This window comes from Dactylosporangium vinaceum (genome assembly GCF_019904175.1).
Lineage (GTDB): Bacteria > Actinomycetota > Actinomycetes > Mycobacteriales > Micromonosporaceae > Dactylosporangium > Dactylosporangium vinaceum.
On sequence record NZ_CP061913.1, the window covers coordinates 8,770,274 to 8,797,267 of the forward strand.

The window sequence follows — 26,994 nt, forward strand, 5'->3', positions numbered from 1 at the left end:
GTGCGGGACTACTTGTTCAGGACCTCGTTCTTGGCCCGGTCCTGGGCGGCCTTGATCGCGCCGTCGACGTCCTTGCTGCCCGACAGCACCGCGGAGTGCATGTCGTTGAGGAGGTTCTGCAGGCCCGCCGTGTACTTCGAGACCGGGTTCTCGGGCCGGGTCTCGTGCGTGGAGAACGCGAACTTCGACACGTCGTCGCTCGGCATGCCCTTGAGCGCGAACAGGTCGCCGGTCACCGCGGCCGTGTCGGCCGGGGTGATGCCGATCCCGGCCAGGCTCTTGGCGCCCTGCTGGCTGGCCGCGTAGGCGAGGAACGCCTTGGCCGCGGCCACCTTCTGCTTGTCGATGCCCGCGTTGATGCCGAGCCCGGTCGGGTCGCCGAAGGTGATCGGCTTCTTCGACGTGCCGGTGGTGCTCGCGTCGAACTGCGGCGCCGGTGCCATGCCCCAGGCGAACGTGTCGGCGTCACCCGTCGACTGCTGCTTCAGCAGCGTGGCGATGTACCAGGTGCCCATGAGCATCATCGCCGCCGACTGCTTGCCGAACTGCGCCTGATACGTGAGCTTGTTCGTGGTCGCGGTGCCGAACGTCGGCTGGGCGCCCGCGGTCTGCAGGTCGAGCGAGCGGCTGTAGTACGGCTTGAGGTAGCCGAAGTCGCCGCTCTCCAGCTTGGCCCCGGGCGTCTGCGCGAGCGCGAAGCCCTGCACCGTCGACTGCCAGACGTGCTGGTAGTCGCCGAGCGCGCTGGAGCCGGCGCCCTTGAGCGCGGTGGTCAGCCGCTTCGCCGCGGCGGCGTAGTCGTCCCAGGTCCAGGAGCTGTCGGGGTACTGCACACCGGCCTTGTCGAACAGCGCCCGGTTGTAGAACAGGACCCACGAGTCCTGCCGGTACGGTACTGCCCACGTCTTGCCGTCGACCTTGTAGCCGGACAGGCCGCCGACCTTGTCGTCGAGCTTGCCGGCCACGTCGGAGACGTCCAGCAGCTGCTTGCCCGACTGGTACGTGTAGAAGTTCTTCAGGTTCTTCTGGATGTAGATGTCCGGGGCCTTCTTCGCCGCCAGGTCCGCGATCATCTGCGTGTCGTAGTTCGTGGCGTCGTACTCCTTGAGCTCGACCGTCACGTTGGGGTTGGCGGCGTGGAAGCCGTCGGCGAGGGTCTTGAACTCGGGAGTGGTGGCCAGGCTCCAGCCGGCCAGGCTGAGCGTGATCGGGCCGGTCGGCATGGTCTCCGGCGCGGCATCGTCGTCGCCGCAGCCGGCCAGCGTGAGTGCAAGGGCCGCGACGACGCTCACCGTGGCCGTGAACGAGCGCTTCATCCCTTCTCCTTCAGGGTGATGGGGTGTGGGGTGTCCGCGCCGTCGGGCCAGGTGACCCGCACGTGCAACGTTTCACCGGACTCGTCCAGCGTCACGGTGCACGGTGCCGGCGCGGGGGCGGTGCTGAGTTCGACGAGCGCGGCGAGCCACCGGCCCGGGCGCACGGGGTACTCGAGCCAGGGGATGCGGACCGGGCCGCCGAGGGGGCCGCCGTCGGGGCGCACGGCGATACCGCTTACCGATGGTGCGTCAGCTGTCAGGTCGACGACGGTGGAGGTGAGCCGGTCGCCGGTGACGGGCCAGCCGCCGACGCGCAGTGTCACGGCGTCAGCGCTCGGCCGGTCGACGCGGACGAGGCGGACCTCCCACGGGCCGCGCACGACCGAGTAGACGGTGATGTCGCCGGCGTGGCGGGCCGGGCCCGTCCGGCCGCCGCCGTGGTCGCGCTGCCCCGGCTCGGCCTCGACCCAGTGGGCGGCCGTGCGCGATCCGGCGATGCCCGCGGCACCGTCGAGGCGAACGTCAAGGGTGGTCAGGCCGGCCCGGTGGGTGTGGCGGCCGTCGCGGTCGACGAGCACCACCGACTGGTCGAGCGGATCGGTCCAGGCGGCCTCGTCCAGGACCGGGGCGGTCGCGGTGGAGTAGCCGATCCGGGCGTAGAGCGGCGAGTCGCCGCCGTCGGAGCCCTCGATGTCGTGGTCGGTGCCGTGGTTGACGACGCGCACGACACCGTCGCGGCGCGTGCCGGCCACGAGCCAGCCGGGCGCCACGATCGCGCGCAGCGTGTCGCGCTCCTCGACCGGCAGCGGCTCGGCCGGCGACGTCCACAGTGGATGCCCGGCCGGCAGCGCGATGCCGAGCAGCCCCTTGCTCGCCCAATACGGCGAGGCCGGCCCCGAATACGCCTGGGCCAGCCGCGGCCAGGGCGCGTGCCAGCCGACGGTGAGCAGGCCGTCCGCGCCGGGCGCGCCGTGGTCGGCGAAGTGCCGCACGATCCGCTCGGCCGCGTGGCGCAGGCGGCCCGGCGCCAGCGACGGCACCCCGGCCAGGCCGCCGACCCAGAACGGCGCTGCGGCGGCGAACCGGTAGATCAGGCTGCGGCCCTGCAGCAGCGGCGAGCCGTCGGCGCCGACCAGCTCGATCGCGTCGGTGAGGTAGCGGTCCAGGTCGGCCCGGTCGCGCTCGATGCGGCCCGCGGCCAGGTCCTCCGCGCCGGCCATCCGGGCCCACAGCGTCGGGTAGAGGTGCAGCGCCCAGCCGGTGTAGTGGTCGTAGGCGCGGCCGGCACCGTCGGCGAGCCAGCCGTCGGCACGGCGGAACGTGTCGTGGGTCGCGAGATCCTCGGCCACGTCGGCGGCCGACCAGGGCCCGCCGACGGAGCGCAGGAACGTCTGCACCACGAGCCGGAACCAGACCCAGTTGATCCGGGGGTACGTCGGGTCGCCGACGGCCGGCGCGAGGTATTCGACGACCCGCCCGCGCACGCTCGCATCGAGCCTCGACCAGAGCCAGTCCCTGGTCAGGTCCAGCATCAGCGCGATCGAGGCGGCCTCGACCTTCGCCTGGCCGTGCTCGTCCAGCCGGGTCCAGCGCTCGGGCGAGTCCGGGTCGGTGCCGGTGGCGAGGCCGGTGGAGTACCACTCGAGGAGCTCGGTCGCGACCGGCCCCTCGCCGCGGTCCCCCGCGATGCGGAACCCGGCCAGCAGCAACGTCCGGGCGAACCCTTCGAGGCCGTCGATCGCGCGGCCGTAGCCGCCCTCGGGGCCGGGCGGGGTGATCCGCGCGTGGCCGGGTGAGGCGTGCCGGCGGGCGGCCGCGAGCAGGCCGTCGGCGAACCGCAGCCAATCGTCGCGGAGCCACTCGGTTCCAGGCACGTCGCTGCCCTCCGGCTCATGTCGGCCAGGTGAACGGCCGGCGTTTCCGGGAAGTAAAACGCTCACAATCGACCATGTCAATCCCAAGAGACCCTACATATTCAAAAGTGATCTGATACGATCACGATCGCTCACACCCCCCTCTGAGGAGCCCATGTTCACGCTGCCGCCCTGGGACCCGTCGGCCGCCGACCCGCCGACGCTCGCCGCCCTGCGCACCCGGGCCGAAGCGGTCGCCGGCACGCCGTGGCCGGTGCCGCGCGCCCGGGACTACGCGCGGTACTTCCGCGACGGCGACCGCGACGCCTACGAACAGCTGATCTGGGCCCGCGACAGGCGCCTGAGCCGGGCCGTCGCCCTCGCCGCCGCCACCCGCTCGCCGGACTGGCTCGACGAGGCGGCCGACGGCATCCAGCTGCTGTGCGAGCAGAGCAGCTGGTGCTGGCCCGCCCACGACGACACGTTCAGCCGCCACGGCGCGGTGGTGCCGACCGTCACCGACCCCTACCTCGACCTCGGCGCGTCGGAGATCGCCGCCCAGCTCGCGTGGGCCGACCACGTGCTGGGCGAGCAGCTCGACGCCCGCGTCCCCGGCCTGCGCGCCCGCATCCGGCACGAGGCCGACGTGCGGGTGCTGACCCCGTTCGAGCACCGCCGCGACTGGCACTGGCTCGGCCTCGACGGGCCCGTCGGCAACTGGACGCCGTGGATTCACGGCAACGTCCTGGTCGCCGCGACGCTGGCCCCCGACCGGCGGCGGCGCGAGCGGCTGGTCGCGGCGGCCGTCGGCGGGCTGGAGCGCTTCGCGGCCGCGCTGCCCGAGGACGGCGCCATCGACGAGGGGTACTCCTACTGGTGGAACGGCGCCGCCCGGCTGCTCGAGGCGCTCGACCTGCTCGACCGGCCGATCGACGGGAAGCTGCGGGCCACTGTCGCGTTCCCGCACTCGGTGCATCTCGGCGGCCCCTGGTACCTCAACCACGCCGACGGCCAGGCCCGCCCGACGCTCGACCAGCCGTGGGCGGTGCTGCACCGGGCCGCCCGCCGGGCCGATGACCGCGCGGCCGAGGCGCACGCGGCCGCCCACCGGGTCCCCGGCGGCCCGGTGGCCGGCGAGGAGCAGGGCCTCGGCCGGCTGCTCCTGGCCCTGACCGACCGGGCCTGGCGCGACGCCGTCCCCGGGGCGGCCGGGCCCGTGGCCGGCGACGTGTGGTTCCCGTCGACGCAGGTGCTCATCGCCCGGGACCCGGCCGGGCTGACGCTCGCCGTCAAGGGCGGGCACAACGACGAGCACCACAACCACAACGACGTCGGCAGCGTGGTCGTGGCCCTGCGCGGGGTACCGGTGCTGGTGGACCCCGGGCGGCCGACGTACACGGCGCAGACGTTCTCCGACCGGCGCTACGAGCTCTGGACGATGCAGAGCGGCTGGCACAACACGCCGGTGCTGGGCGGCGCGTTCCAGGAGCCCGGGCGCGCGGCGGCCGCGGCCGGCGTCGTCGCCGCGGGTTCGGGGCTGTCGCTGGAGCTCGGCGCGGCGTATCCGGGCGGCCACCGGTGGCGGCGGGCGGCGCGCCTGGATCGCGCGTCCGGGCGCGTGACGGTGACTGACGCCTGGCACCTGGCGGGCCATGTGGGTGGCACCGAGATCCGCTGGATGATCGCGGGCACCCTGCGGGTCGATGACGGGCGGGCCGAGATCGACGCGCTCGACGGGGCCGGCACCGTCGTGCTGACCTGGCCGGCCCGGCACCCGTGGGCCGTTGTCGTGCGTGAGCTGGACGACCCCATGCTCAGCGACGTGTGGGGCGAGCGGCTCACCCGGCTGGACATCACCGTCGCGGAGCCGGTCGGTACCCTCGAACTGAGCATTGAGGAGCTTCGGTGAGCACAACTGACAACCGCGGGCCGCTGCAGGTGGAGCGCCGGACCAGGCTGCTGGAAGTGTTGCAGCGCCACGGCGTGCTGCGCATCTCCGACCTCACCGACACCCTTGGCGCGGCCGCCGTGACCATCCGCCGCGACATCGCCCAGCTCGCGTCCGAGGGCCTGGTCCGCCGCGTCCACGGCGGCGTCGCCCTGCCCGACGCCGACGACCCGGCCGTGGCCGCCGACGAGTCCGCGACGCAGCCGTCCGGCCGCTCGCTCGGCATGCTCGTGCCGTCCCTCGACTACTACTGGCCGCACGTCGCCCAGGGTGCCGAGGAGGCCGCCCGCGAGCTGGACATGCGCGTGGTGCTGCGCGGCTCGTCGTACGACGCCGGCGACGACCGCCCGCAGCTCACCCGCCTCGTGGACCAGCTCGCGGTCGACGCGCTCATCGTGACCCCGCGGATGCACGCCCCCACGGCCCCGGCCACCGTCGCCTGGCTCGTCGGCACCGGCCTGCCCGTCGTGTTGCTGGAGCGCACGGCGACGTTCGGCCCGCACCACGAGGTCCTCGAGTCCGTCGTCACCGACCACGCCCTCGGCGCCGCCATGGCCGTGCGCCACCTGGTGTCACTGGGCCACCGGCGGGTCGGCGTCGTGCTCGCCGAGAACAGCCCGACCAGCCCGCACGTCCACCGCGGCTGGCAGGAGGCGGCGGCCGAGTGCGGCCTCGCCACGGAGTCCACAGTGGACATCGCCGTGCCGGACGCGCGCACGCCCGAGTCGCCGGCCGCGCTGGACGCGGTGCTCGACAGGTGCCTGCGGACCGGCACGAGCGCCCTGCTGGTCCACGCCGACGCCGAGGCCATCGCGCTGGTCCAGCGCTGCGAGGAGCGCGGGCTGTCGGTCCCCGGCGACCTGTCGGTGGTCGCCTACGACGACGAGGTGGCCGGCCTGTTCAGCCCGCCGCTGACCGCCGTGCGCCCGCCCCGCCGCTCGATCGGCCGCGCCGCGGTCCGCCTGATCGCCGACCGCCTGAGCGACCCCGAGCGCCCGGCCCACCGCGTGGTCATCAGCCCCGCGCTGCGGATTCGCGGCTCCTCGGCTCCCCCGCACTGAGCCGGGGGCGCCGACCGCGGCGACCGCCGGCGCATGGTTCGATACGGCAATGACCGAGTTTCCGGAAACCGGGCGCGTCGTCAGCGCCGCCCGTGACATCGCCGCCCCGGCCGCGGAGATCTTCGAGCTCATCGCCGACCCCGCGCAGCAGCCGCGGTGGGACGGCAACGACAACCTGGCCGAGGCGGCCGGCGGGCAGCGGGTGCGCGGCGTCGGCGACGTGTTCACCATGACGCTGACGCGGGGCGGCGTGCGGGAGAACCACGTCGTCGAGTTCACCGAAGGGCGCCTCATCGCCTGGCGGCCCAGCGAGGTCGGAAAGCCGCAGCCCGGGCACCTGTGGCGATGGGAGCTCGAGCCCCTCGGCGCCGCCGGCACCCGGGTCACGCACACCTACGACTGGTCGCAGCTCACCGACGAGCAGCGCATCACCCGCGCCCGGGCGAACACGCCCGAGCGGCTGCGATCCTCCCTCGACCGCCTGGCCGGCCTGGCCGAGCAGGGCTCCTGACCCGCCACCGCCGCCCGCCCACCGCACGGGTCGGCGGGCCCTCCGGTGCCGCGGATCGGCCGCGGTGACCGCCCGGGCCGGGGCGTGACCGCTCACATGCGGCGCGGCCGCCGGTTGACGGTCCATCAGGGGCCACCTATGTTAACGGGCACGAAACAACTGGCGAGCCCGGAAGACCTGGTCCATGACGGAGCGGCTGTTCGGAGTACAGCGCCATGAGCGGCTGCTGAGCGAGCTGCGGCGCTCCGGGTCGGTGCGGGTCACCGACCTGGCCCGGGAGCTCGGGGTCAGCGAGCTGACGATCCGGCGCGACATCGCCGCACTGGCCGAGCGCAACCTGGTCACGCGGGTGCACGGCGGCGCCACACTGCCCAGCCAGGGCGCGCCCGCCGACGGGGCGCGGCGTACCCACAAGCGGCACTTCACGATCGGGATCGTCGTGCCGTCGCTCGACTTCTACTGGCCGCCGATCGTCGCCGGGGCCCGGGCCGCCGCCGCGGCCCTCGGGGTGGCGCTGCAGCTGCGCGGCTCGTCGTACGACCCGGACGAGGACCGGCGCCAGATCGGGCGGCTCGTCGAGGCCAACCAGGTCCAGGGGCTGCTGCTGGCGCCGAGCCTGGACGGCGAGATGATCGACTGGATCGGGCGGCTGCCGGTGCCGACGATCCTGATCGAGCGGCAGCCGCACCGGTGGACGGCGACGCCGCGGCAGCTGGAGTGGGTGCGCAGCGACCATGCGCTGGGGGCCGAGATCGCGGTGCACCACCTGCACCAGCAGGGGCACCGGCGGATCGGGCTCGTGCTGTCCCGCGGCAGCCCCACGTCGGACCATCTGCTGCAGGGCTGGCGGTCGGCCTGCGTGGAACTTTCCATCTCCGACGCGATGGTCGTGCGCGAATCCGTGGCCCTGACCGCGCGGGAGCACCGGCGCATCATCCGCGAGGTGCTTGCTGAGTGCCGGCGCGCGCAGATCACCGCCCTGATCGTGCACAGCGACCCCGACGCCGTGTCGGTCGCCCAGTTCTGCGCCGAGCACGGCGTGGCCATCCCCGACGACCTGGCCCTCGTGTCGTACGACGACGAGGTCGCGCACCTGGCCGAGCCGGCGCTGACCGCGGTGCGCCCACCGAAGCACCACGTCGGGCGGCTGGCGGTCGAGCTGATGGTGTCGCGGCTGATCGACGGGGACCGGCGGCCGTCCCAGCGGGTGCTCGTCGCGCCTGAACTCGTCGTGCGCCGCTCGTCGCTGTCGCTGGTCCGCAAGCCCGGCATGTTCGATGCTGTTCGTTCCTGAACTCCCGCGCTCGGCTGGTGGCGCGACCCGCGCGGTCGCCCCCGGTGCGGCGGCCGGCCGGCGCAGGGCCGCGCGTTCGTCGCTGCCCCACAGGCCGAGTCGAGCACCACGGCGGCGGCGCGGAGCTGCCGCAACGACGTACTTGACATCATCTATGTGACCGATAACATCGCTGCTACCCGCTGACTGACCGCCATTTGTTAGCGATAACACCCCTGAGGTGACCTCTTGAAGCGTCGCACCCTGCTGTCCGCCGCGGGCGCCGCCGTCGCCGGCGCCGCGCTGCTGCGTCCCGAGGACGCGTTCGCCGCCACGTACTCCGGATACGCCATGGCGTACTTCACCGAGTCCCCGACCATGGCCGCCGCGAACTACGGCCTGCACCTCGCCGTGAGCGGCGACGGCCTGAACTGGACCCCGCTCAACCAGAACAATCCGGTCGTCACGCCGACGCTGGGCAGCAAGGGCCTGCGCGACCCCTTCATCCTGCGCAAGCAGACCGGCGGCTTCGTCGTGCTCGCCACCGACCTCAACGGCACCGACTGGAACTACCAGAGCCAGTACATCCACGTGTGGGACTCCGCGGACCTGCGCACGTTCAGCGGATACCGGCTCCTCAAGGTCCACTCGCTGGCCACCCACGCCTGGGCGCCGGAGGCCTACTGGGACGCCGGCCGCGGGCAGTACGCGGTCGTCTACTCGGCCGTCACCGGCGGTCACAACGTGCTGATGGTGAACTACACGAGCGACTTCGTCACGGCCTCGAGCCCGCAGACGTTCTTCGACCCCGGCTACGACGCCATCGACGGTGACTTCGTGAGCGTCAACGGTGTCAACTACATGTACTTCAAGAACAACACGAACAGCACGCTGCTGGGTACCCGCTCAAGCTCGCTCAACCCCGGAAGTTTCAGCATCTACACGAGCGGTGTCGGCCCGGGCCGGGGCGTCGAGGCACCCCAGATCGTCAAGTCGAACACCGCGAACACCTGGTACATGTGGGGTGACACGTGGAGCCCCAACGGCCGCTTCTTCTGCTGGCAGACGGCTGATGTGGCAAGCGGCTCCTGGAGCCTGCTCAACGACCGGGCGTACACCCAGCCACTCAACTCGAAGCATCCCGGGATCACGCCCATCACGTCGTCCGAGCTGTCCGCATTGACGGCGAAGTGGGGCGCACCGGCGTGGAACCGGGTGAAGTCGTACAACTTCCCGGACCGCTACATCCGGCACGCCGACAGTGTGGGCCGCATCGATCCGTATCCGTTCGACCCCTACCAGGACCAGCTCTGGACCCTGGTCCCGGGCCTGGCCGACTCGGCCGGTGTCTCGTTCCGCTCGGTGAACTACCCGGACCGCTACCTGCGCCACTACAACTACGCCCTGCAACTGGCGGCCGGCGACGGCACCGCGGCCTTCAGGGCCGACGCGACGTTCTACCGGACCGCGGGCTTCGCCGACTCGTCGTGGACGTCGTTCCGCTCGTACAACTACCCCGACCGCTACCTGCGCCACTACAACTACGTGCTGCGCATCGACCCGATCACCAGCAGCTCGCCGGCGACCGACAAGCAGGACGCGACGTTCCGCATCGGCTACTGACCCCAGGGGTCCCGCGCCTCGGCCGGACTGGGGTGTTTCCCGGGTTCGAACGACGCGCGGGCCGTGGTGCGGTAGCTCCATGACGACACAGCAGCCTGTTCTGTTCATCCACGGGCTTTGGTTGCACGCCAGCTCGTGGGACAACTGGATCGCGCGCTTCCAGGAGGCCGGCTACACGGCCTCGGCGCCCGGGTGGCCCGGGGACCCCGACACCGTGGAGGAGGCGCGGGCCAACCCCGAGAGCATCGCCGACCACGGCATCGACGACGTCGTCGCGCACTACGCGAAGATCATCGAGGCGCTCGGCACCAAGCCGATCCTCGTCGGACACTCGTTCGGCGGCATGATCGCGCAGAAGCTGCTCGGGCAGGACCTCGCGGCGGCCGCCGTCGCGATCGACGCGGCGCAGATCAAGGGCGTGCTGCCGCTGCCGCTGTCGGCGCTGCGGGCGACGCTGCCGGTGTTCAAGAACCCGGCCAACCGGCACCGGTCGGTGTCGCTGACGGCGGACCAGTTCCGGTTCGCGTTCGGCAACGCGATCCCGGCCGAGGAGTCGGACGCACTGTTCGAGCGGTGGGCGATCCCGGCGCCGGGCAAGCCGCTGTTCGAGGCGGCCGCGGCCAACTTCGACCCGCACTCGCCGGCCAAGGTCGACACGGCGAACGAGATGCGCGGGCCGCTGCTGCTCATGATGGGCGGCAAGGACCACACCGTGCCCGAGGCCGTCACCAAGGCGACGCTGAAGCAGTACCGCCACTCCAACGCGATCACCGAGATCCTCGAGTTCGCCGACCGCGCGCACTCCCTCACCATCGACCACGGCTGGGGCGACGTGGCCGACGCCACGCTGAGCTGGCTGGCCAAGCACAGCGACGAGATCGCCCGGGCCGCGTCCGCAGGCGCGCCGGGTTCTGTCGCATGAGCGGCACGGAGCGCAGCGGAGTGGCCGCTCATCAGTGGTACAGGGTGGAGCTCAGGCCGGCGCCGGAGCCTGCGGAGGTGACGGCATGAGCGGTACGGAGCGCAGCGGAGTGGCCGCTCATCAGTGGTACAGGGTGGAGCTCAGGCCGGCGCCGGAGCCTGCGGAGGTGACGGCATGAGCGGTACGGAGCGCAGCGGAGTGGCCGCTCATCAGTGGTACAGGGTGGAGCTCAGGCCGGCGCCGGAGCCTGCGGAGGTGACGGCATGAGCGGTACGGAGCGCAGCGGAGTGGCCGCTCATCAGTGGTACAGGGTGGAGCTCAGGCCGGCGCCGGAGCCTGCGGAGGTGACGGCATGAGCGGTACGGAGCGCAGCGGAGTGGCCGCTCATCAGTGGTACAGGGTGGAGCTCAGGCCGGCGCCGGAGCCTGCGGAGGTGACGGCATGAGCGTGCGGGTGGCGGTTGTCACCGGGGCCGGGCGGGGTATCGGGCTCGCCGTCGTCCGCGCGCTGGCCGCCGAGGGTCTGCGCGTCGTGGCCGGGACCCGGACCGTCGGCGGTGAGCTGGAGAAGCTCGCCGCGGACGGCGCGGTGCTCCCGGTCGCGGTCGACTTGTCCACTGTGGATGGTCCGGCCCGGCTGACGGCAGCGGCCGTCGACGCGTTCGGGCGGATCGACCTGCTGGTGAACAACGTCGGTGCGGTACACCCGCGGCCGAACGGACTCCTCGACATCCCGGACGCCGCGTGGGTCGACACGTTCAACATCAACTTCCTGGCGCACGTGCGGGCCGTCCGCGCCGCCCTGCCCCACCTGTACGCGGCGGGCTCGGCGGCGGTCATCACGATCGCCTCGGTGAACGCGGCCCTGGCCGACCCCCTTGTCGTCGACTACTCCGCGGCCAAGGCGGCGCTCGTCAACTTCTCCAAGGCCATGTCCAAGGAGGCCGGCCCCAGGGGCGTCCGGTTCAACACCGTAAGCCCGGGCCCGGTCGCCACCGACCTGTGGCTCGGCTCCGGCGGCGTGGCCGACACCCTCGCGAAGGAGCAGGGCGTCGACCCGGCGAAGGTCGCGGCCGGGGCCGCGCAGCAGTCGGTGACCGGCCGGTTCAGCACGCCGGAGGAGGTCGCCGCGATGGTGGTCTACCTGGCCGGTGACCTGGCCGCCAACGTGACGGGCAGCAACTTCGGCATCGACGGCGGCCTGCTCAACGGCCTCTGACGGGCCGCCGCGCCGCAGGTCACCACTTGCGGCGCGGCGGACATCAGGCTAGGAATCTTGTGAATTTCCGGCCGGGTGGAGGGGGCGCGTTGATCGGCGCGGGAACGGTGCTGGCCGGGCGATACCAGATCGAGTCGCACATCGCCAGCGGCGGCATGGGTGACGTCTGGCTCGGCAACGACCGGGTCCTGGGCCGCACGGTGGCGATCAAGCTGCTGCGCGCCCCGTCGGGCGATCCGGAGTTCGTGGAGCGGTTCCGGGCCGAGGCCCGCACCATGGCCACGATCAGCCACCCGGGCGTTGTCGACGTCTACGACTTCGGTGACGATCCGGACGCCGGGGTCTACCTGGTGATGAAGTACATCGAGGGCGAGTCCCTGGCCCGCACCCTCGAACGCTCCCCGCGGCTCTCCCCGGCGGTGACGATGCGACTCGTCGCGGAGGCGGCCGAGGCGCTGCACGCGGCCCATGCCAAAGGCGTCACGCACCGCGACGTCAAGCCCGGCAACCTGCTCATCCGCCCGGACGGCACAGCGGTGCTCACCGACTTCGGCATCGCCCGATCGGCGGCCGCGACCCACCAGACGTCGACCGGTCTGCTGATGGGCACCGCGTCGTACATCGCGCCCGAGCGGGCCGGCGGCCAGCCCGCAACCGCCCGGTCCGACGTGTACTCGCTCGGCGTCGTCGCCTACCGCTGCCTCGCCGGCCGCCTGCCGTTCGAGGGCGAGAGCCTCCTGCAGATCGCGCTGCGGCAGGCCAACGACGAGCCCGCCCCGCTGCCGGACGACGTGCCGGCGGCGGTCGCCGATGTGGTGATGCGGGCCCTGGCCAAGGACCCGGCGCAGCGCTGGGAGTCGGGTGCCGCGCTGGCCACGGCGGCCCGGGCCGCCCTCACCGCCGACCCGACGCGCGCGGAGACCTCCGTTGCGGCGAGCCGGCGCCGGCTGCTCATCGGTGCGGCGGCGGCCGTGGCGATCGCGGCGATCGGGGCGGCCGCGGTGCTGCTGAACGGGGGCGGCGGTCCACCGAAGCCGGACACTGCCGCGCAGCCGGGCGCGTCGAACCCGGCCGAGCTGGCCGGGCTGGACGGAGTGTCGGCCGGCCCGAGCCCCGCGGGTGGATCGGCGGGCGCGTCGGCGTCGGCGCGCGGGTCGAGCGGGCCGGCGGTACCCACGGCGTCGAACTCCGCCCGCAGCGCCGCCGTCGTGCCGTCGATGCCCTCGGGCCTGACCGCGACCCCGCTGAACGCCGGCACCATCCGCCTGACGTGGACCGACAACTCCGGCAACGAGTCCGGCTTCACCGTGCTCAACGGCGCGGCCTCCCGCAACGCCGGCGCCAACGCGACGAGCTTCGACTGGGACGGCCTGGCCCCGGACACGTACATGTGCTTCAAGGTCCGCGCCTTCAACGCCACCGGCCCGTCGCCCTACTTCCCGGCCGCCCAGCAGGACTGGGTGTGCACCACCACGCAGGCCGGCACCGGCCCGACGCCCCCGAGCAACCTGTCGGCGACCGCGCTCTCGGCCACGGCGATCCGCCTGCAGTGGACCGACAACTCGCCCGACGAGTCCGGCTTCACCGTCATCAACGGCACCCTGTCGCGCACCGTCACCGCCGGCGTCACGTCATACACCTGGGACGGCCTGGCCCCGGGGACGTACATGTGCTTCAAGGTCCGCGCCTACAACCCGTCCGGCGTCTCGGCCTACACGCCCACCGCCCAGGAGAGCTGGGCCTGCGCCACGACCGCCGCCGTCTGACGGCGTGCTCCGTTCAGCACCTCCCGATCGGCGGCTTCCGATCGGCGGCTCCCCGTCAGCGGCGCAGATCATGACGCCGGTGCGTCGCCTTCTCGAGCAGGCCGCCCGGCAGCAGCCGGCGCAGCGGAAAGACGAGCGCGGCGTTGCTGCCCACCGCGTACAGCGCCTTCGGCCGCCCCGCCTCGACGGCCCTGACGATCGTCGCCGCCACCCGATCGGCCGAGGTGCCACCGGCCTCGTTCCGGTCGAGCGCGGCGAGCATCCGTTCGAAGTCGCCCTGGTGCGGCGAATCCTCCGCGGTGTACTTCGTGCGCCGCTCGCTGATCCCGGTGCTGATCGCCCCCGGCTCGACGGTGGTGAACCAGACGCCGAACGGTGAGTACTCGTGCCGCGCCCCATCGCTGAACCCCTTCAACGCCGCCTTCGAGGCGACGTACGACGAGCGGTAGGCCAGCGGAAACGACGCCAGCATCGACCCGACCATGACCACCCGCCCCCAGCCCCGCTCCCGCATACCGGGCAGCAGCAACTGCGCCAAGCGCACCGGCCCGAACACGTTCACCTCGAACAGCCGCCGCAACGCCGCGCCGGGCAGCTCCTCGAACGGCCCGGACTGGCTCTCCCCCGCGTTGTTGACAAGCACGTCGACCGGCCCGACCCGCGCGGCGAGGGCCTCGATCGACGCCTCATCACCGAGGTCGAGCGCCGACAGCTCCACCGGCGACCCACTCACCGCCTCAGGCCGCCGGCTGGTCCCGACCACCCGGTAACCCCGCGCCGCCAATGCGACAGCGGTCGCCCTCCCGATACCCGACGAGGCCCCGGTGACAAGCGCAGTACGTCCCATCGCAGCACCATACCGCCGCCCGCGCACCCATCCCGTCCAGCGCTTCCGCGCCCGGCTCGGCCGCCGGTGACGGCAACGGAAGCCGGCCCGGGCTACTGGACCCAGATCTTGCGGACGGCCTCGGCGAGGGCTGCCCCCTGGCGCAGGCCGGCCTCCACGGCGACCGCGCGGCGGGACGGGTCCAGGACGTTGGGGCCTATCGCTTCCAGGGCGGCCTCGTCCGGCTCGATGATCAGGGTGTGGGCGGCGCCGGCCTTCTCCACCTCGCGGTCGATCAGGGGGCGGATCAGGCCGCCGATGGGGGCGATGACGAGCAGCACCGTGGCGCCCTCGGCGAGGTCGGCGTTCGTGCCCGAGCGGACCCCGCCGTCCATGTAGCGCTTGCCGTCGATGGTGACCGGCGGGAAGACGCACGGCACCGCGCAGCTGGCGGCGACGGCCAGGTGGAGGGGTACACCCGAGGAAGGATCGAAGACGGCGGGCGCTCCGTCGGCGGTGTCGACCGCGGTGATGCGCAGGCTGCGGGCGGGCCAGTCGGCCACCGGGAGCTGGGCGGCCAGCCGGGCCACGTGGGCCTGCTCGTCGCCGGTCGGGGCGGCCAGGGCCATCCGGCCGATCTCGGCCATGATCTCGGCGCGGGGGCGGGAGCGATCGGCGAGCATGGCGAACGCGGCCATCGCCGGGGTGATGTCCACGGCCCGGGGCGGGCCGCCGGGGCCGGCGGTCGTCTGGGCGGCCACGGCGTCCTCCAGCGGGAGGCCGGCGGCCAGGACGCTGCCGACCACCGAGCCGGCGGACGTGCCGACGATCGTGTCGGCGTCGTCGAGCGTCACCCCGGCCCGGGCCAGGCCGCCGAGGATTCCGAACTCCCAGGCGATGCCGGTCATGCCGCCGCCGCCGAGCACCAGTGCTCTCGTCATTACCGAAAAGTAGCCCATCCGCTCACCCGGCACACCTGGGGTTCGCGGGGACGATGGAGGCATGCCGGCCCGTAGGAAGGTCGGCGGGCTGTCCCTCATCGCGCTCGCCCTGATGGTCGCGGTCCTGACCTGCCGCGGCAGCACCGGCGACACCGCGCACGGGCACCGCTGCGACAGACCCGGCGCGCTCGACCTGCACGGCCGGACGGTCACCGCCCTGGACCTGGCCGACCGGCCGCTGCGCTGCGCCAACCTGGAGGGCGCGGTGCTTGACGGCCCGCTGGGCTCGGCCGATCTGCGCGGCGCCAACCTGTTCCGGGCCACGCTGCGCGACAGTGCGCTGACCGAGGTGGACCTGCGCGGGGCCGACCTCGGCTCGGCGGTCCTGCGCGGCGGCACCCTCACCGACGTCGGCCTCGAGCGGGCCCGGCTGCAGGGCGCCGACCTGCGGGCCGTCGCGTTCCTGCGCACCGACCTCAGCGCCGCCGACCTGCGGGGCGCCGACCTCTCCGGGGCCACGCTCACCGACTCCAACCTGCGCGGGGCGCGGCTCGGCGGTGCGAACGTCGGCGGGACGAGCTGGGTCGACGCCGTGTGCCCCGACGGCACCAAATCAACCGGCGCGACCTGCGACGGGCACCTCGGGACCGCAACCGGCTGAGGCGGACCGGGAGGGCACCGGAGCGACAGCGCCCGCCAGCAGCAGCAGCGGGATCAGCCCGGCCATCGTGGGCAGCAGCCCCACGTACTCGGCCGACCAGCCGATCAGCGCCGGCCCCAGCAGGATGCCCGTGTAGGTGAACGTGGTCAGGCGGGCCACGAGCGTCGCCGGCTCGGCACCGGGCAGGCCGCCGGCCGCGCTGAACACCAGCGGGATCAGCACCGAGGAGCCCAGCCCGGCCAGCGCGAACCCCGCGACCGCGACCGGCGCCGACGGGGACAGCACCGCCGCGGCGAGGCCGGCCGCGGCGATCGCGGCGCCGCCGCGGAACACGGGCCGGCGACCCCGGCGCAGGCTCAGGCGGTCGCCGAAGAGCCGGCCAACGGTCTGGCCGCCCGTGTAGGCGGTGATGGCCGCGGCGGCCAGGCTCACCGACGCGTGGCGGATGTCGTGCAGGAAGATGCCGCCCCAGCCCAGTGCGCCGCCCTCGCAGATCATGAGCGCGGTGGCGGTCACGCCGAGCAGGAGCAGCGGCCTGGTCCACGGGGCGCGCGCGGCCGGAGCCGAGCCTCGGGCAGCGGTGCCGGCGGGCAGGTGCGGGCCCAGCAGCAGGCCGGCCGCGAGCAGCAGCGCGCCGGCGACGACCAGGTGGGTGGTCAGGGAGACACCGGCGTGGGCCAGGGCGGCCGTCGTCAGGGAGGCGAGCACCGCGCTGATGCTCCAGCCCGCGTGGCAGCGGTTCATGACGGGGCGGCCCCCGCGCTGTTCGACAGCGACGGCTGTGGCATTCATGGCCGCGTCGGTCGTCCCGTGTACCGCACCCAGCACCGCCGACCCGCCGATGTACCACCAGGGCCCGGGCGCCACGGCCAGACCGGCCAGCAGCAGCGGCATCACGGCGAGCGTGCAGCGCAGCATCGCCCTGGTCCCGACCCGCGCGGCCAGCGGGCCGACAAGCTGCATGCAGGCGATCGCCGCCAGGGCGAACAGCAGCCCGCTCAGCCCGAACTGCCCGTCGGTCAGGTGGTGGGCGGACTTGAACGACGGGGCCCGCACGATGTATGTCGACAGCGTCAGGCCGTTGAGGAAGAACACTGCAATCACGGTCACGTCATGCTGACGAACGGCCGGGCCCGGATCGGACATCCCGCAGCAGCGGATACGCGGCCAGCAGCGTGCCCGGCAGCAGCGCGGTGAGCGCGGCGAGCAGCAGGAACCCCGGCGCCCAGCCGAACCGGCCGACGCAGCCGCCGACCGCCGCCGCCCCGGCCGCGATCCCCAGCGCACTGGCCGAGTTAATCCACGTGAGCGCCTGCGTGTACACGGCCCGGTCGGTGACGGCCTGGACCAGCACCGCGCCGGGGATCAGGACCAGCGCGACGCAGCCACCGACGATGCCGTATCCGGCGACCATGGCGGGCACGCTGCCGACCCGGGCGAGCAGCGCGCAGCCGACGGTGACGACCAGGCTCGCCGCGAGCATCGACGGCGCCGGCCGCAATCGCCGGCCGGCCGCGCCGTACCCGAGCCCGGCGACCAGGCTCACCGCCCCGGCCACCGCCATGATGGGCCCGGCCAGTGCGCCCGCCCGGTGCGCGAGCGCGAACGCGGTGACGGCTACGCCGATGCCGCCGAAGAAGCAGCCGAGGCCCAGGTTGGCCGCGAACAGCGCCACGAAGCGACGATGCAGCAGGCGGCGGTCGACGAGGAGCCCGCGGGAGGGCCCGCCCGGCGGCGGTTCGCTCGCCGTTGCGGCCAGGACGCCGGCCACGCCCCCGCCCACCAGGAGCACCGCCAGAGCCAGGCCGGCCCGGGGTGCGACAGCGGAGCCGAGCGCTGTCACGAGCACCGGCCCGAGCAGGAAGGCGACGTCGTTGGCCGCACCTTCCAAAGCCAGCGCCGCGGACAGGTTGCCCCGCGGGCCGAGCACGTGCCGCCAGCGGGCCGCGGACAGCGCGCCGACCGGCGGGATCGTGGCGCCGGCCGCCGCCGCCAGCGCGGGGGCCGGCCAGGCCGGGGCGAGGATCAGCGCGGCTCCGCACACCACGTACGCGGTCGCCGTGATCGAGACGACGCGCCGCTGGCCATGGCGATCGATCAGGCGGGCCACCTGGGGGCCGGCCAGCGCCTCCGCTCCGGCGAACGCACCGGTGGCGGCGCCGGCCAGCGCGAACGATCCCGCGGCACCGTGCACGGCCCAGAGGATGGCGAGCCCGTGCATGGCCACGCCCACCCGGGCGACCACCGCTGGAACAACGAACGAGCAACGACCTGTCAGCACGGCAAACGCTCCGTACGAGCAGCCAGACAGGTCGGACTGGGACGTCAGCTCGCACCGGGAACCCTACAGCGGCGCGGGCCGCTCCCGCACCTCGGCCGCGGGCGGATCGCCCGCGGCCGGGCGTGGCCGCCGCGCCCGGTCGATCTCACCCGATGTGATCGCGAGCGCGGCGAGGAAGGCAGCCCATGTACTGTACCTGCGTCGTCACCGAAGGTGACGACAATCGGTCCGGGGATCTTTACCTGCTCCGGCGTCCCCCACTGCGGCGCCGCGCGGCGCGATGGGCGGAAAATGGCGGATACAAACCAGTAGCCATTTGACCCCTTGTTTGCGCACGGCGGGCACGAGTAGCGTCACTGGCCGTGAGCGTTGTGGAGCGGAACAACGTCCGGCTGCTCGGTCCCGAGAACGCCCCAGCCATGGTCTTCTCACACGGGTTCGGCTGCGACCAGAGCATGTGGCGATTCGTCGCGCCCCGATTCGCCGACGATCATCGCGTCGTCCTGTTCGACCACGTCGGCGCCGGCCGGTCCGATCTGGCCGCCTACTCCCCGGAGCGGTACGGCACGCTCGACGGCTACGCCGACGACCTGCTCGAGCTGCTGCACGAGCTCGACCTGCACGGCGTCGTGTTCGTGGGGCACTCGGTCAGCGCCATGATCGGGATGCTGGCCGCGAACAAGGAGCCCGCGCGGTTCTCGAAGCTCGTCATGGTCGGCCCGTCGCCGCGATACATCGACGACGACGGCTACTACGGCGGCTTCAGCGCCGGCGAGATCGACGAGCTGCTGGACAGCCTCGACAGCAACTACCTCGGCTGGTCGGCCGCGATGGCGCCGGTGATCATGGGCAACCCCGACCGGCCCGAGCTCGGCGATGAGCTGACCAACAGCTTCTGCCGCACCGATCCGGCCATCGCCCGCCGCTTCGCCGAGGTGACGTTCCGCTCGGACAACCGGGCCGACCTCGACCGGGTGAGCGTGCCGACGCTGATCCTGCAGTGCTCGGACGACGTCATCGCGCCGCAGGAGGTGGGGGCGTATCTGAACGCCCACATCCCCGGCAGCACCCTTGTCGTGCTCAAGGCGACAGGCCACTGCCCCAACCTCAGTGCGCCGGAGGAGACCTTCGCCGCCATCGACGGCTTCGTGCGGACGGGCTGAGGCGTGCCGGAGCCGCTGCCCGAGGAGAACGCCGAGGATCTCTACGACAGCGCGCCGTGCGGATACCTGTCGCTGCTCCCGGACGGCACGATCCTGCGCGCCAACCGCACGTTCCTGCAGTGGACCGGCTACCGCCGCGAGCAGCTGCAGGGCCGGCGCGTCCAGGAGATCTATGCGGTCGGCAGCCGCGTCTTCCACGAGACGCACCTGGCCCCGCTGCTGCACATCCAGGGCGAGGTACGCGAGATAGCCGCCGAGTTCCGCAAGGCCGACGGCACCCGGCTCGACGCGCTCGTGAACGCGGTGCTGCGGGCCGGGCCGGCCGGCAGCCAGGCACTCATCCGGATGATGGTGTTCGACGCCACCGACCGGCGCACCTACGAGCGGGAACTGCTCGCCCAGCGGCGCAGTGCCGAGCGCAACGCCACCCGGATCCGGCTGCTGCAGGAGATGGTGGTGCGCTGCGCCGCCGTCGAGCGGGCCGACGAGATCGTCGCGCCGATCATCCAGGTCGGCGACGAGGCGTTCGGGGCCACCGCGACGGGCGTGTGGGTGATCGACCCGCCCGAGGCGGCGCTGCGGCGGGTGGGCACCGAGCCGCCGCACGAGCTGATCTCGCTCGACGACCAGGCGCCGGAGGCCCGGGCCGTGGCGCTGCTCGACGTGGTCCGCCACGCCGAGGACGACGGCGGCCTGCGCCTGGTCTCGCCGCTGCTGGCCGACCAACGAGTGCTGGGAGTGGTGTCGTTCGTGTTCGCACCGCATCCCCCGGACGAGTCCGGCGCCACGCCCGGGCGCGCGTTCGGCGAGGACGAGATCGAGCTCATGCGCACCGTCGGCCGCCAGGCCGGCCAGGCCCTCGACCGCATCCGGCTGCTGGAGGAGACGACCCGGCGGGCCTGGCAGTCGGGGTTCCTGGCCCGGCTCAGCCGCGACCTCGACGAGACGGTCGGCTTCACCCTGCGCGCCGCGCGCCTGGTCGACCTGCTCGTGCCCGGGGTCGCCGGCTACGCCCAGATCGACCTCGACGCCGCCGGCGACCCGTCCGGCGAGCCGGCCTGGCAGGCGTGCGCGCCCGCGCGGCCGGGCGGCGGCTGGTCCATCCCGAACGACGTGCTCGCCTCGGTGCACGCGGCGGGCCGGGCGGGTACCCTCGCGGCCGTTCCATTGATCACCGCCGACGGCGCCCGCGCGATGGTGCTGCCCCTGCGGGCCCGCAACACGATCCTCGGCACGCTCCTGCTCGCCGGCGGCGACGTCGCCGGGGCCGGGCACGTGGGCCCGGAGTTCCTCGCCGACCTGGCCGACCGGGCCGGGCTGTCGCTCGACAACGCCCGCCTCGCCGAACGGGACCGGGAGGTCGCGCACACCCTGCAGCGCAGCCTGCTCACCGGCGAGTGGCCGGCGGACCCGCGCTACCACGTCGTCACCGCCTACCGCCCGGCCGTGCACACCCTCGAGGTCGGCGGCGACTGGTACGACGTCTTCGCCACGTCCACCGAGAGCGTCGGCATCGTCGTCGGCGACGTGGTCGGCCGGGGCCTGCACGCGGCAAGCGCCATGGGCCAGCTGCGCAGCGCCGTGCGCGCCCTCGCGAGCGCGCACGCCGGCCCGGCCGAGGTCCTGCGGCACATGGACGACTTCGTCTCGCACTTCGCGGCCGGGCAGATGACCACCCTGGCCTACGCCGACCTGGCCCTGGACAGCGGCGAGCTGCGCTACGCCTGCGCCGGCCACCCGCCGCCGCTGCTCGTCGGCCCGGGCGGGGTGCCGAGCTTCCTGTGGGACGCCCGCTCCGGCCCGCTCGGCGCCACCTCGGCCGGCCGGGCCCGCAGCGAGGCCCGGCTGACGGTGCCGCGGGGCTCCAGGCTGATGCTGTACACCGACGGCCTCGTGGAGCGCCGCGGCGAGCGGTTCCACCACGGCCTGGACCGCCTGGCCGCCGCGGCCGCCGAACACTGGCAGACGCCGCTGACCTCCCTCGCGACCCAGCTGAGCGACGCGATGCTCCCCGGCGGCGGCGGGCACGACGACATGTGCCTGCTGGCCCTGGACTTTGCTGACGCGCCGCCATTCCGGGCCGACGTACAGGCGCGGATGCAGTCCCTGGCCGGCTTCCGGGCCGCCCTGGACAACTGGCTGGGCCATCAGGGCATCGGCGAATACGACAGGTTCCGCGTCGTGCTGGCCACCGCGGAGGCTGTGGCGAATGCGATCGAGCACGGGTACGACCTCGACGAGACGCGCAAGGTGAACGTCCTCGCGCACGTGGACGGGGCCACCGTGTCGGTTCGGGTCAGCGACACCGGCCAGTGGCGCCCCCCGCGCGGCGCGCTGCAGCGGGGCCGGGGCTTGGCGCTCATCGGGCGCCTCATGGACGGGCTGGTCATCGACCGCGGCACGAACGGGACAACGGTCCTGATGCACCGCGGCACCGGGGGCGGGGAGCGCTGAACATGGACGGCGAGCGTCAGGTCCGGGTATTCACGACGGGCGGCTGCGAGGTCGTCCAGCTGCTCGGCGAGATCGACCACGCCTCGGCCCCGCTGGTGGAGCGCGACGTCCTGGTGAGCGTCCGCGCCGCCACCGGCGTGGTGGTCGACCTGACCGAAACCACGTTCCTGGACAGCGCCGGCCTGCTCTGCCTGGATCGCGTGGTCACCGCCTTCACCGACCGCGGCGCCCCGGTGCGGGTGGCCGCCCCGGCCGACGGCATGGTCCGCTTCACCCTTGACCTGATCGGCTTCATCCCCGACCTCCTGGCCGAGGACGTCGACACCGCAGTGGCCGACATGACGAAGTGACGTCGACCGCCACCGACAACGATCCATCTCCCGGCCCCTTCGACCGCAGCACGGCTCGCCGTTGCCCGGTCTGGGCAAGCGCACGCTCGTCGACGCCCAGCGAAGGGACGATCCCGTGGTCACCGGGGTCCCGGCGAGCGGGGTAACGGCGCCCGAAAAGCTCCGTGTTCATTGTCAGGTCAGTCGCTCGGCACCAGCATGTCGCGCTTCTCGGGGGTGCCGGAGAAGCCGCCGTACACGCGGTTGGGGCCGGTGACGAGCGGGCGCACGCCGGGCTTGGTCAGTCTGCGCACGGTCGTGCCGTCGTCGAAGCCGTTCTGGACGCAGCCGGCGTAGCGCATCGCGACCTCCGCGGTGCCGGTGGCGGACCGCACCAGCAGCAGGATGATCTCGTTGCCATGGGCCACCTCCGTGGCGCAGTCGGCCGGGTTGTCGGGGCCGCCACCGACCGGGGCCGCGGCGATCCGCTGGATCTCCTCGGCGGCCGCCGCGCCGTCCAGGCGCAGGCTGGAGAGCAGGCGCGGCGACGAGCGCGGGGCGGAGACCCCGTCCGGCAGGGGGTACTTGCAGACCGCCACCGACGTCACCCGGCGCAGGGTCGTGACGTCGGACGCCGGCGTGGGCCGCAGGTCCGGGCCGGTGCTGATCCGGTGGCTGGTCGGGCAGCCGGCGTCGTCGACCTGCACCCGATGGACGGTGGCGGCGATCCGGTCCTGCCACTCCTTCGGCGCCTGGATGATGACCTCGACACCGTCGAGCCGGACGGTCGCGCGGTCGCCTTCGCGGTCGGTGCCGTCGCCCTTGTCCGTGCGGTTGAAGCCGACGGTCCACCCGGTGTTGGCGATGAGGAGTCCGGCCGGTGGAGTCGTCCGGTCGACGCCGCAGCCGACGGCCGGGATCGGGGCGCCGGGCCGGGCGACCGCGGGCGGGTGGTTGCCCGGCTTGATGCACCACGCGTCCAGGCGCTGCGCCTGGCTGTCCCAGCCCCAGTCGCCGGGTACGCCGACCTCGACGCCGCCGTAGGACTCCCAGCGCCAGCCGTCCGGCCGGTCCGCCCGGTCGCCTGCCGGCTCGGCCGGAGCCGATGCCGCCGGAGCCGGTATCTCCGCCCGGCCGCAGGCCCCCACCAGCCCCACCGCCGCCACGACCGCCAGAAGTCTGCTCACGGCCCGCATCGCACTCCCCCGAGGTCCAGCCGACGTTTCCGGCGATCAGACGCGCACGGGACGTCCCCGGTTCCCGCCCGGGGCGCTGTGCTCAACGCGCGACCAGCGCCAGGCACACCAGCATCACGACGAGCGCAGCCCCGACGGCGGCGGGCTTCGTCCACGGGCGCCGCGGCGGCACCGGCAGGACGGCCGCGACGAGCGGCACCGCGACCGGCAGGTACACGAACAGGGCGAAGAAGAAGCCGAACACCGCCATCGGCACCAGCAGGATCGTGACGAGCAGGCAGGCGCCGCGCAGGTTGAGATAGTGCCGGAACACCAGCGGCGACGCGACAAGGGCCACGCAGATGAGGTACAGCGGCGACAGCTCGGGCAGGCTCCACATCAGCGGCACCGAGACGAGCACCGCGTAGACGACCCCGGCACCCACCGTGAGCCGATCCCAGTAGAGCGGCGGCCGTGACAAGACTTGAACGTGTTCAAACACGGGCCAAGAATAACCCCCCGGCACCGCGGCACCGGGGGGTTCTTCGTCACACGCGTTACGGCCGGCCGTACCCGTACAGGCTGTCGATGTCGATCGGCGCGACCTTGACCACCGTGCGGCTGTTGGGCGCATGGATGATCTGATTGTTGCCGATGTAGATCCCGACGTGCCCGAGACCGTTGTAGAACACCAGGTCACCGGGGACGAGCTGGCTGCGCGAGATGTGCTTGACCTTGCCCCACTGCTGCGCGGCGTTGTGCGGCAGCGAGACGCCGGCCGCCTTCCACGCGGCCATGGTCAGGCCGGAGCAGTCGTACGTGTTCGGCCCGGCCGTCGCGTAGACGTACCGCTTGCCGAGCTGGGCGCACGCGAACTTCACCACCGTGCCGGCCCCGCTGCCGCAGCCCGCCGTGGAGGAGGCGGAGGTCGAGGTCGTCGTCGTGGTGGTCGTCGTCTTCGTGGGCGTCTTGGCCTTGGCCGCCGCCGCAGCCGCAGCCGCGTCGGCCTTGCGCTGCATGTCGTCGAGCCGGGCGATGTCGCCCTCGATCTGCTTGCGCCGGGTCTCCAGCTCGGTCTTCTGCCGGGTCTGGGCGGCGAGCTGCTCGTTGAGCCGGTTCTTCTCGGTGTCGAAGGTGCCCTTCGCTGCGGAGTACGTGGCGATGTCGTGCTGCTGGTTGCGCGAGATCTGCTCGAGGGTCCCGACGCGGTCGACGAACCCGTCCGACGAGCTGGCCCCGAGCATCAGCGACAGGGTCCGCAGGTTGTTCCCGGTCTTGTACGCGTTGATCGCCACCTGCGAGGCCCCGGCTTGTGCGGCCTCCATGTCGGACTGCAGCGGCTTGAGGTCGCCCTCGAGCTTGGTGATCGCGGCCTGCGTGGCCGTCAGGTCCTCGGTGGTCTTGTTGTACTGCTCGACGACGAGCTCGAGGTCCTTGTTGCCCTTGTCGATCTTGGCCTGGATCTCGTCCGCCGAGGGATCGGCGTGCGCGGCGCAGGCCGGTGCGACCATTGCCGCGACCGCCAGCCCGATGAGCATCGAGCGCAGCGCCGTTCGTCGGATGAACACGGTTGTTCCTTCTTCCAGACCGTCTACCGGGTTAGCTGACGGGTTCGGGCGGAAAGAAGGTGCGCCCTACCGTGCGTGCACGGATTCACCCCGGGAACCTGGTTCCCCGGCTCCCGCGTCAACCCCGTCACCAGGCTCGACGCGCGACTCGGCGGTGCCGTCCGGGCCACCCAGGGGTTGGGCGGCGGTAACCGGCCGACGGACCAAACGTAACGACGACATCTCGATGACCGAACCCTCCTAATGGACTCTTAAGGCAGACGCAAAGATCCACATTTCTCGAAAGATGACTATCGACAGCTTTCTTTCGAGAGAATACTCTCGACGGCATGGCCGACGACACCCCGCGGACCCTGTCCGACCCGCAGACCCTCCGAGCGCTCAGCCACCCGGTGCGCCTGGCGCTGCTCGACGCGCTGCAGGAGGGCCCGCTGACCGCCACCCAGGCCGGCGAGGCGATCGGGGAGTCCCCGACCACGTGCTCGTTCCACCTGCGGCAGCTGGCCCGCTACGGCTTCGTCGAGGAGGCCGGCGGCGGCCGCGGCCGGGTCCGCCCCTGGCGGCTGGCCCATCGCGGCTGGACCGCCCCCGCCCAGCCCGGCAATCCCGCCTTCGCCCGCGCCCAGCAGGCTCTCGACCAGGTGCTCCTGGACCGGCTCCTGGCGCGCATCCGCCGATACGTCGACACCGCCCCGACGTACCCGGCGCAGTGGCAGGCCGCCGCGACCGGCCACACGTCGACACTGCACGTGACGGCGGCCGAGGCCGCCGAGATGGCCGCCGCCTACCGCCGGGTCACCGACGAGTTCCGCGCCCGCTGGGCCGACCGCACCGACCGCCCGGAGGGCACGCTCCCGGTCGAGGTCCTGTTCGGCGTCTACCCGGCGACATGAGCGCCCGCCGTCTCCTGCAGGAGAGGCAGTGCCGGCGGTTCTTCGCCGCCCAGACCCTGTCACTGCTGGGCGACAGCGCGCTCTGGCTGGCCTGCGGCATCTGGGTGAAGACGCTCACCGGCAGCAACAGCGCGGCCGCACTGACATTCCTGTGCTTCACCGCCCCGGCGCTGCTGGCCCCGGCGGCGGGCCTGCTCGTCGACCGCCTCCCCCACCGCCCCCTGCTCATCGCGGCCGACCTGGCCGGCGCCGCCATCCTCACCCCGCTCCTGCTGGTCCACGACCGCGGCGACGTCTGGCTCATCTACGCCGTGATGGCGCTCTACGGCCTGCTCAACATCGTGATCGCTCCGGCGCAGTCGGCGCTGCTGACGGTACTGCTGCCGCCGTCTCTGCTGCCCGACGCCAACGCCCTGCTCCGGACCGTCCAGCAGGGCCTGCGCATCCTGGCCCCACTGGCCGGCGCGGGCCTGTTCACGCTGCTGGGAGGCCACGCGGTGGCGCTGCTGGACATGCTGACATTCCTGGCCGCGGCGGTACTGCTCCGGCCGTGCGCACCCCTCGCGCGGCCCGACGCCACCGGCCGCGCCACCGCGCGGCCCGACAAGCGGATCAGCGCCGGTTTCCGCTTCCTGCTGTCCACCCCGCCCCTGCGCCGCCTGACCCTCGCGGCCGCCATCGCCACGCTGGCCTTCGGCACCGGCGAGGCGACCGTGTACGCGATCATCGACCGGGCCCTGCACCGCCCGCCGCAGTTCGCCGGCGTCACCCAGACGCTGCAGGGCCTGGGCGCCATCGCCGGCGGCCTCCTGACGGCGGCCGCCATCCGCCGCCGGGGCGAGCTGCACACCATCACGGCCGGCCTGGCGCTCCTGGCCGCGGCGACGCTGCTGCTGAGCACTCCGTGGCCGCTGCCGGTGCTGACCGGCATGCTCCTGGCCGGCGCCGCGTTGACGAGCATCGTCATCGCCCTGATCACGCTGCTGCAGCGCCAGGCGCCCCACCACCTCCAGGGCCGCGTGTACGCCGCGTTCGAACTCTGCGCCACCGCCCCCCAGACCGCCGGCCTGGCCGCGGGCGCCGCCCTGATCACAGCCCTGGACTACCGGCTGCTCCTGCTGGCGGCCGCCACCGGCCTCCTCCTGGCCACGGCCCTGCTGGCCACCCGGCAACGCACACCGGCACGCCGACCGACCTGAACCCCGGCCCCGC

23 protein-coding genes and 1 riboswitch are annotated in these 26,994 nt (G+C 73.2%); of the genes, 14 read left to right on the plus strand and 9 right to left on the minus strand.

Annotated elements, in window-relative coordinates:
* Positions 1–8: 8 nt before the first annotated feature.
* Both Dvina_RS39285 and Dvina_RS39290 read right to left on the minus strand, forming a co-directional pair.
* On the minus strand, positions 9–1,316 hold the full coding sequence (locus Dvina_RS39285; RefSeq protein WP_223094965.1) for an ABC transporter substrate-binding protein: 1,308 nt from the start codon (positions 1,314–1,316) through the stop codon (positions 9–11).
* Complete coding sequence (locus Dvina_RS39290; protein WP_223094967.1) at positions 1,313–3,190, minus strand: DUF2264 domain-containing protein; 1,878 nt, start codon at positions 3,188–3,190, stop codon at positions 1,313–1,315. The genes Dvina_RS39285 and Dvina_RS39290 overlap by 4 nt, the downstream gene beginning before the upstream one ends.
* A gap of 154 nt (positions 3,191–3,344) precedes the next feature.
* Here Dvina_RS39290 and Dvina_RS39295 point away from each other — a divergent pair, with 154 nt between their 5' ends.
* The 8 genes from Dvina_RS39295 to Dvina_RS39330 all read left to right on the plus strand — a co-directional run bounded on the left by Dvina_RS39295 (position 3,345) and on the right by Dvina_RS39330 (position 13,491).
* A complete protein-coding gene (locus Dvina_RS39295; protein WP_223094969.1) occupies positions 3,345–5,078 on the plus strand; it encodes a heparinase II/III domain-containing protein in 1,734 nt (577 codons plus the stop codon).
* Positions 5,075–6,178, plus strand: coding sequence for a substrate-binding domain-containing protein (locus tag Dvina_RS39300; protein WP_246655607.1), 1,104 nt, complete (start codon positions 5,075–5,077; stop codon positions 6,176–6,178). The genes Dvina_RS39295 and Dvina_RS39300 overlap by 4 nt, the downstream gene beginning before the upstream one ends.
* Positions 6,179–6,227: 49 nt before the next feature.
* Positions 6,228–6,689, plus strand: coding sequence for an SRPBCC family protein (locus tag Dvina_RS39305; protein WP_223094971.1), 462 nt, complete (start codon positions 6,228–6,230; stop codon positions 6,687–6,689).
* Positions 6,690–6,873: 184 nt separating this feature from the next.
* On the plus strand, positions 6,874–7,983 hold the full coding sequence (locus tag Dvina_RS39310) for a LacI family DNA-binding transcriptional regulator (RefSeq protein WP_223094973.1): 1,110 nt from the start codon (positions 6,874–6,876) through the stop codon (positions 7,981–7,983).
* A 228-nt stretch (positions 7,984–8,211) separates the two neighbouring features.
* Positions 8,212–9,585: a glycoside hydrolase family 43 protein gene (locus tag Dvina_RS39315; protein ID WP_223094975.1), complete on the plus strand. Its 1,374-nt coding sequence runs from the start codon at positions 8,212–8,214 to the stop codon at positions 9,583–9,585.
* Positions 9,586–9,664: 79 nt separating this feature from the next.
* Positions 9,665–10,507 carry an alpha/beta hydrolase gene (locus tag Dvina_RS39320; RefSeq protein ID WP_223094977.1) on the plus strand — a complete coding sequence of 281 codons (843 nt, stop codon included), beginning with the start codon at positions 9,665–9,667 and terminating at the stop codon, positions 10,505–10,507.
* Between the two features lie 441 nt (positions 10,508–10,948).
* Positions 10,949–11,725, plus strand: a complete 777-nt coding sequence (locus Dvina_RS39325) for an SDR family NAD(P)-dependent oxidoreductase (protein WP_223094979.1) — start codon at positions 10,949–10,951, stop codon at positions 11,723–11,725.
* An 89-nt stretch (positions 11,726–11,814) separates the two neighbouring features.
* On the plus strand, positions 11,815–13,491 hold the full coding sequence (locus tag Dvina_RS39330; RefSeq protein ID WP_223094981.1) for a protein kinase domain-containing protein: 1,677 nt from the start codon (positions 11,815–11,817) through the stop codon (positions 13,489–13,491).
* Positions 13,492–13,546: 55 nt separating this feature from the next.
* On the opposite strand, the gene Dvina_RS39335 is transcribed toward Dvina_RS39330, so the two are convergent.
* Together Dvina_RS39335 and Dvina_RS39340 are read right to left on the minus strand one after the other, a co-directional pair.
* Complete coding sequence (locus Dvina_RS39335) at positions 13,547–14,338, minus strand: SDR family oxidoreductase (protein ID WP_223094983.1); 792 nt, start codon at positions 14,336–14,338, stop codon at positions 13,547–13,549.
* A 92-nt stretch (positions 14,339–14,430) separates the two neighbouring features.
* Complete coding sequence (locus tag Dvina_RS39340) at positions 14,431–15,258, minus strand: patatin-like phospholipase family protein (RefSeq protein ID WP_223094985.1); 828 nt, start codon at positions 15,256–15,258, stop codon at positions 14,431–14,433.
* A gap of 61 nt (positions 15,259–15,319) precedes the next feature.
* On the opposite strand from Dvina_RS39340, the gene Dvina_RS39345 reads away from it, so the two are divergent.
* Positions 15,320–15,919, plus strand: coding sequence for a pentapeptide repeat-containing protein (locus tag Dvina_RS39345; RefSeq protein ID WP_223094987.1), 600 nt, complete (start codon positions 15,320–15,322; stop codon positions 15,917–15,919).
* Here the strand turns inward: Dvina_RS39345 and Dvina_RS39350 are convergent.
* A complete protein-coding gene (locus Dvina_RS39350) occupies positions 15,872–17,029 on the minus strand; it encodes an MFS transporter (RefSeq protein ID WP_223094989.1) in 1,158 nt (385 codons plus the stop codon). The two genes, Dvina_RS39345 and Dvina_RS39350, sit on opposite strands and share 48 nt — an antisense overlap.
* Before the next feature lies 1 nt (position 17,030).
* Entirely contained in the window at positions 17,031–18,200 is a 1,170-nt protein-coding gene (locus Dvina_RS39355) for an MFS transporter (protein WP_223094991.1), read from the minus strand.
* Positions 18,201–18,562: 362 nt separating this feature from the next.
* On the opposite strand from Dvina_RS39355, the gene Dvina_RS39360 reads away from it, so the two are divergent.
* Genes Dvina_RS39360 through Dvina_RS39370 form a run of 3 tightly spaced genes read left to right on the plus strand, consistent with a single transcriptional unit; the run spans position 18,563 to position 22,167 of the window.
* Positions 18,563–19,363, plus strand: coding sequence for an alpha/beta fold hydrolase (locus Dvina_RS39360; RefSeq protein ID WP_281428194.1), 801 nt, complete (start codon positions 18,563–18,565; stop codon positions 19,361–19,363).
* 3 nt (positions 19,364–19,366) lie between these two features.
* Positions 19,367–21,817: a SpoIIE family protein phosphatase gene (locus tag Dvina_RS39365; protein ID WP_223094993.1), complete on the plus strand. Its 2,451-nt coding sequence runs from the start codon at positions 19,367–19,369 to the stop codon at positions 21,815–21,817.
* 2 nt (positions 21,818–21,819) lie between these two features.
* A complete protein-coding gene (locus Dvina_RS39370; protein ID WP_223094994.1) occupies positions 21,820–22,167 on the plus strand; it encodes an STAS domain-containing protein in 348 nt (115 codons plus the stop codon).
* A gap of 179 nt (positions 22,168–22,346) precedes the next feature.
* Here the strand turns inward: Dvina_RS39370 and Dvina_RS39375 are convergent, their stop codons facing one another.
* The 3 genes from Dvina_RS39375 to Dvina_RS39385 all read right to left on the minus strand — a co-directional run bounded on the left by Dvina_RS39375 (position 22,347) and on the right by Dvina_RS39385 (position 24,889).
* Positions 22,347–23,333, minus strand: coding sequence for a hypothetical protein (locus Dvina_RS39375; RefSeq protein WP_223094996.1), 987 nt, complete (start codon positions 23,331–23,333; stop codon positions 22,347–22,349).
* A gap of 91 nt (positions 23,334–23,424) precedes the next feature.
* On the minus strand, positions 23,425–23,802 hold the full coding sequence (locus Dvina_RS39380; RefSeq protein WP_223094998.1) for a hypothetical protein: 378 nt from the start codon (positions 23,800–23,802) through the stop codon (positions 23,425–23,427).
* A 76-nt stretch (positions 23,803–23,878) separates the two neighbouring features.
* The gene (locus Dvina_RS39385) at positions 23,879–24,889 is read right to left on the minus strand and encodes a C40 family peptidase (protein ID WP_223095000.1); all 1,011 of its coding nucleotides are present in this window, start codon (positions 24,887–24,889) and stop codon (positions 23,879–23,881) included.
* A gap of 6 nt (positions 24,890–24,895) precedes the next feature.
* Positions 24,896–25,041: riboswitch (cyclic di-AMP (ydaO/yuaA leader) on the minus strand.
* A 177-nt stretch (positions 25,042–25,218) separates the two neighbouring features.
* On the opposite strand from Dvina_RS39385, the gene Dvina_RS39390 reads away from it, so the two are divergent.
* On the plus strand, positions 25,219–25,782 hold the full coding sequence (locus Dvina_RS39390) for a winged helix-turn-helix domain-containing protein (protein WP_223095002.1): 564 nt from the start codon (positions 25,219–25,221) through the stop codon (positions 25,780–25,782).
* Positions 25,779–26,981: an MFS transporter gene (locus tag Dvina_RS39395; RefSeq protein ID WP_223095004.1), complete on the plus strand. Its 1,203-nt coding sequence runs from the start codon at positions 25,779–25,781 to the stop codon at positions 26,979–26,981. The genes Dvina_RS39390 and Dvina_RS39395 overlap by 4 nt, the downstream gene beginning before the upstream one ends.
* The last annotated feature ends 13 nt before the right edge of the window (positions 26,982–26,994 follow it).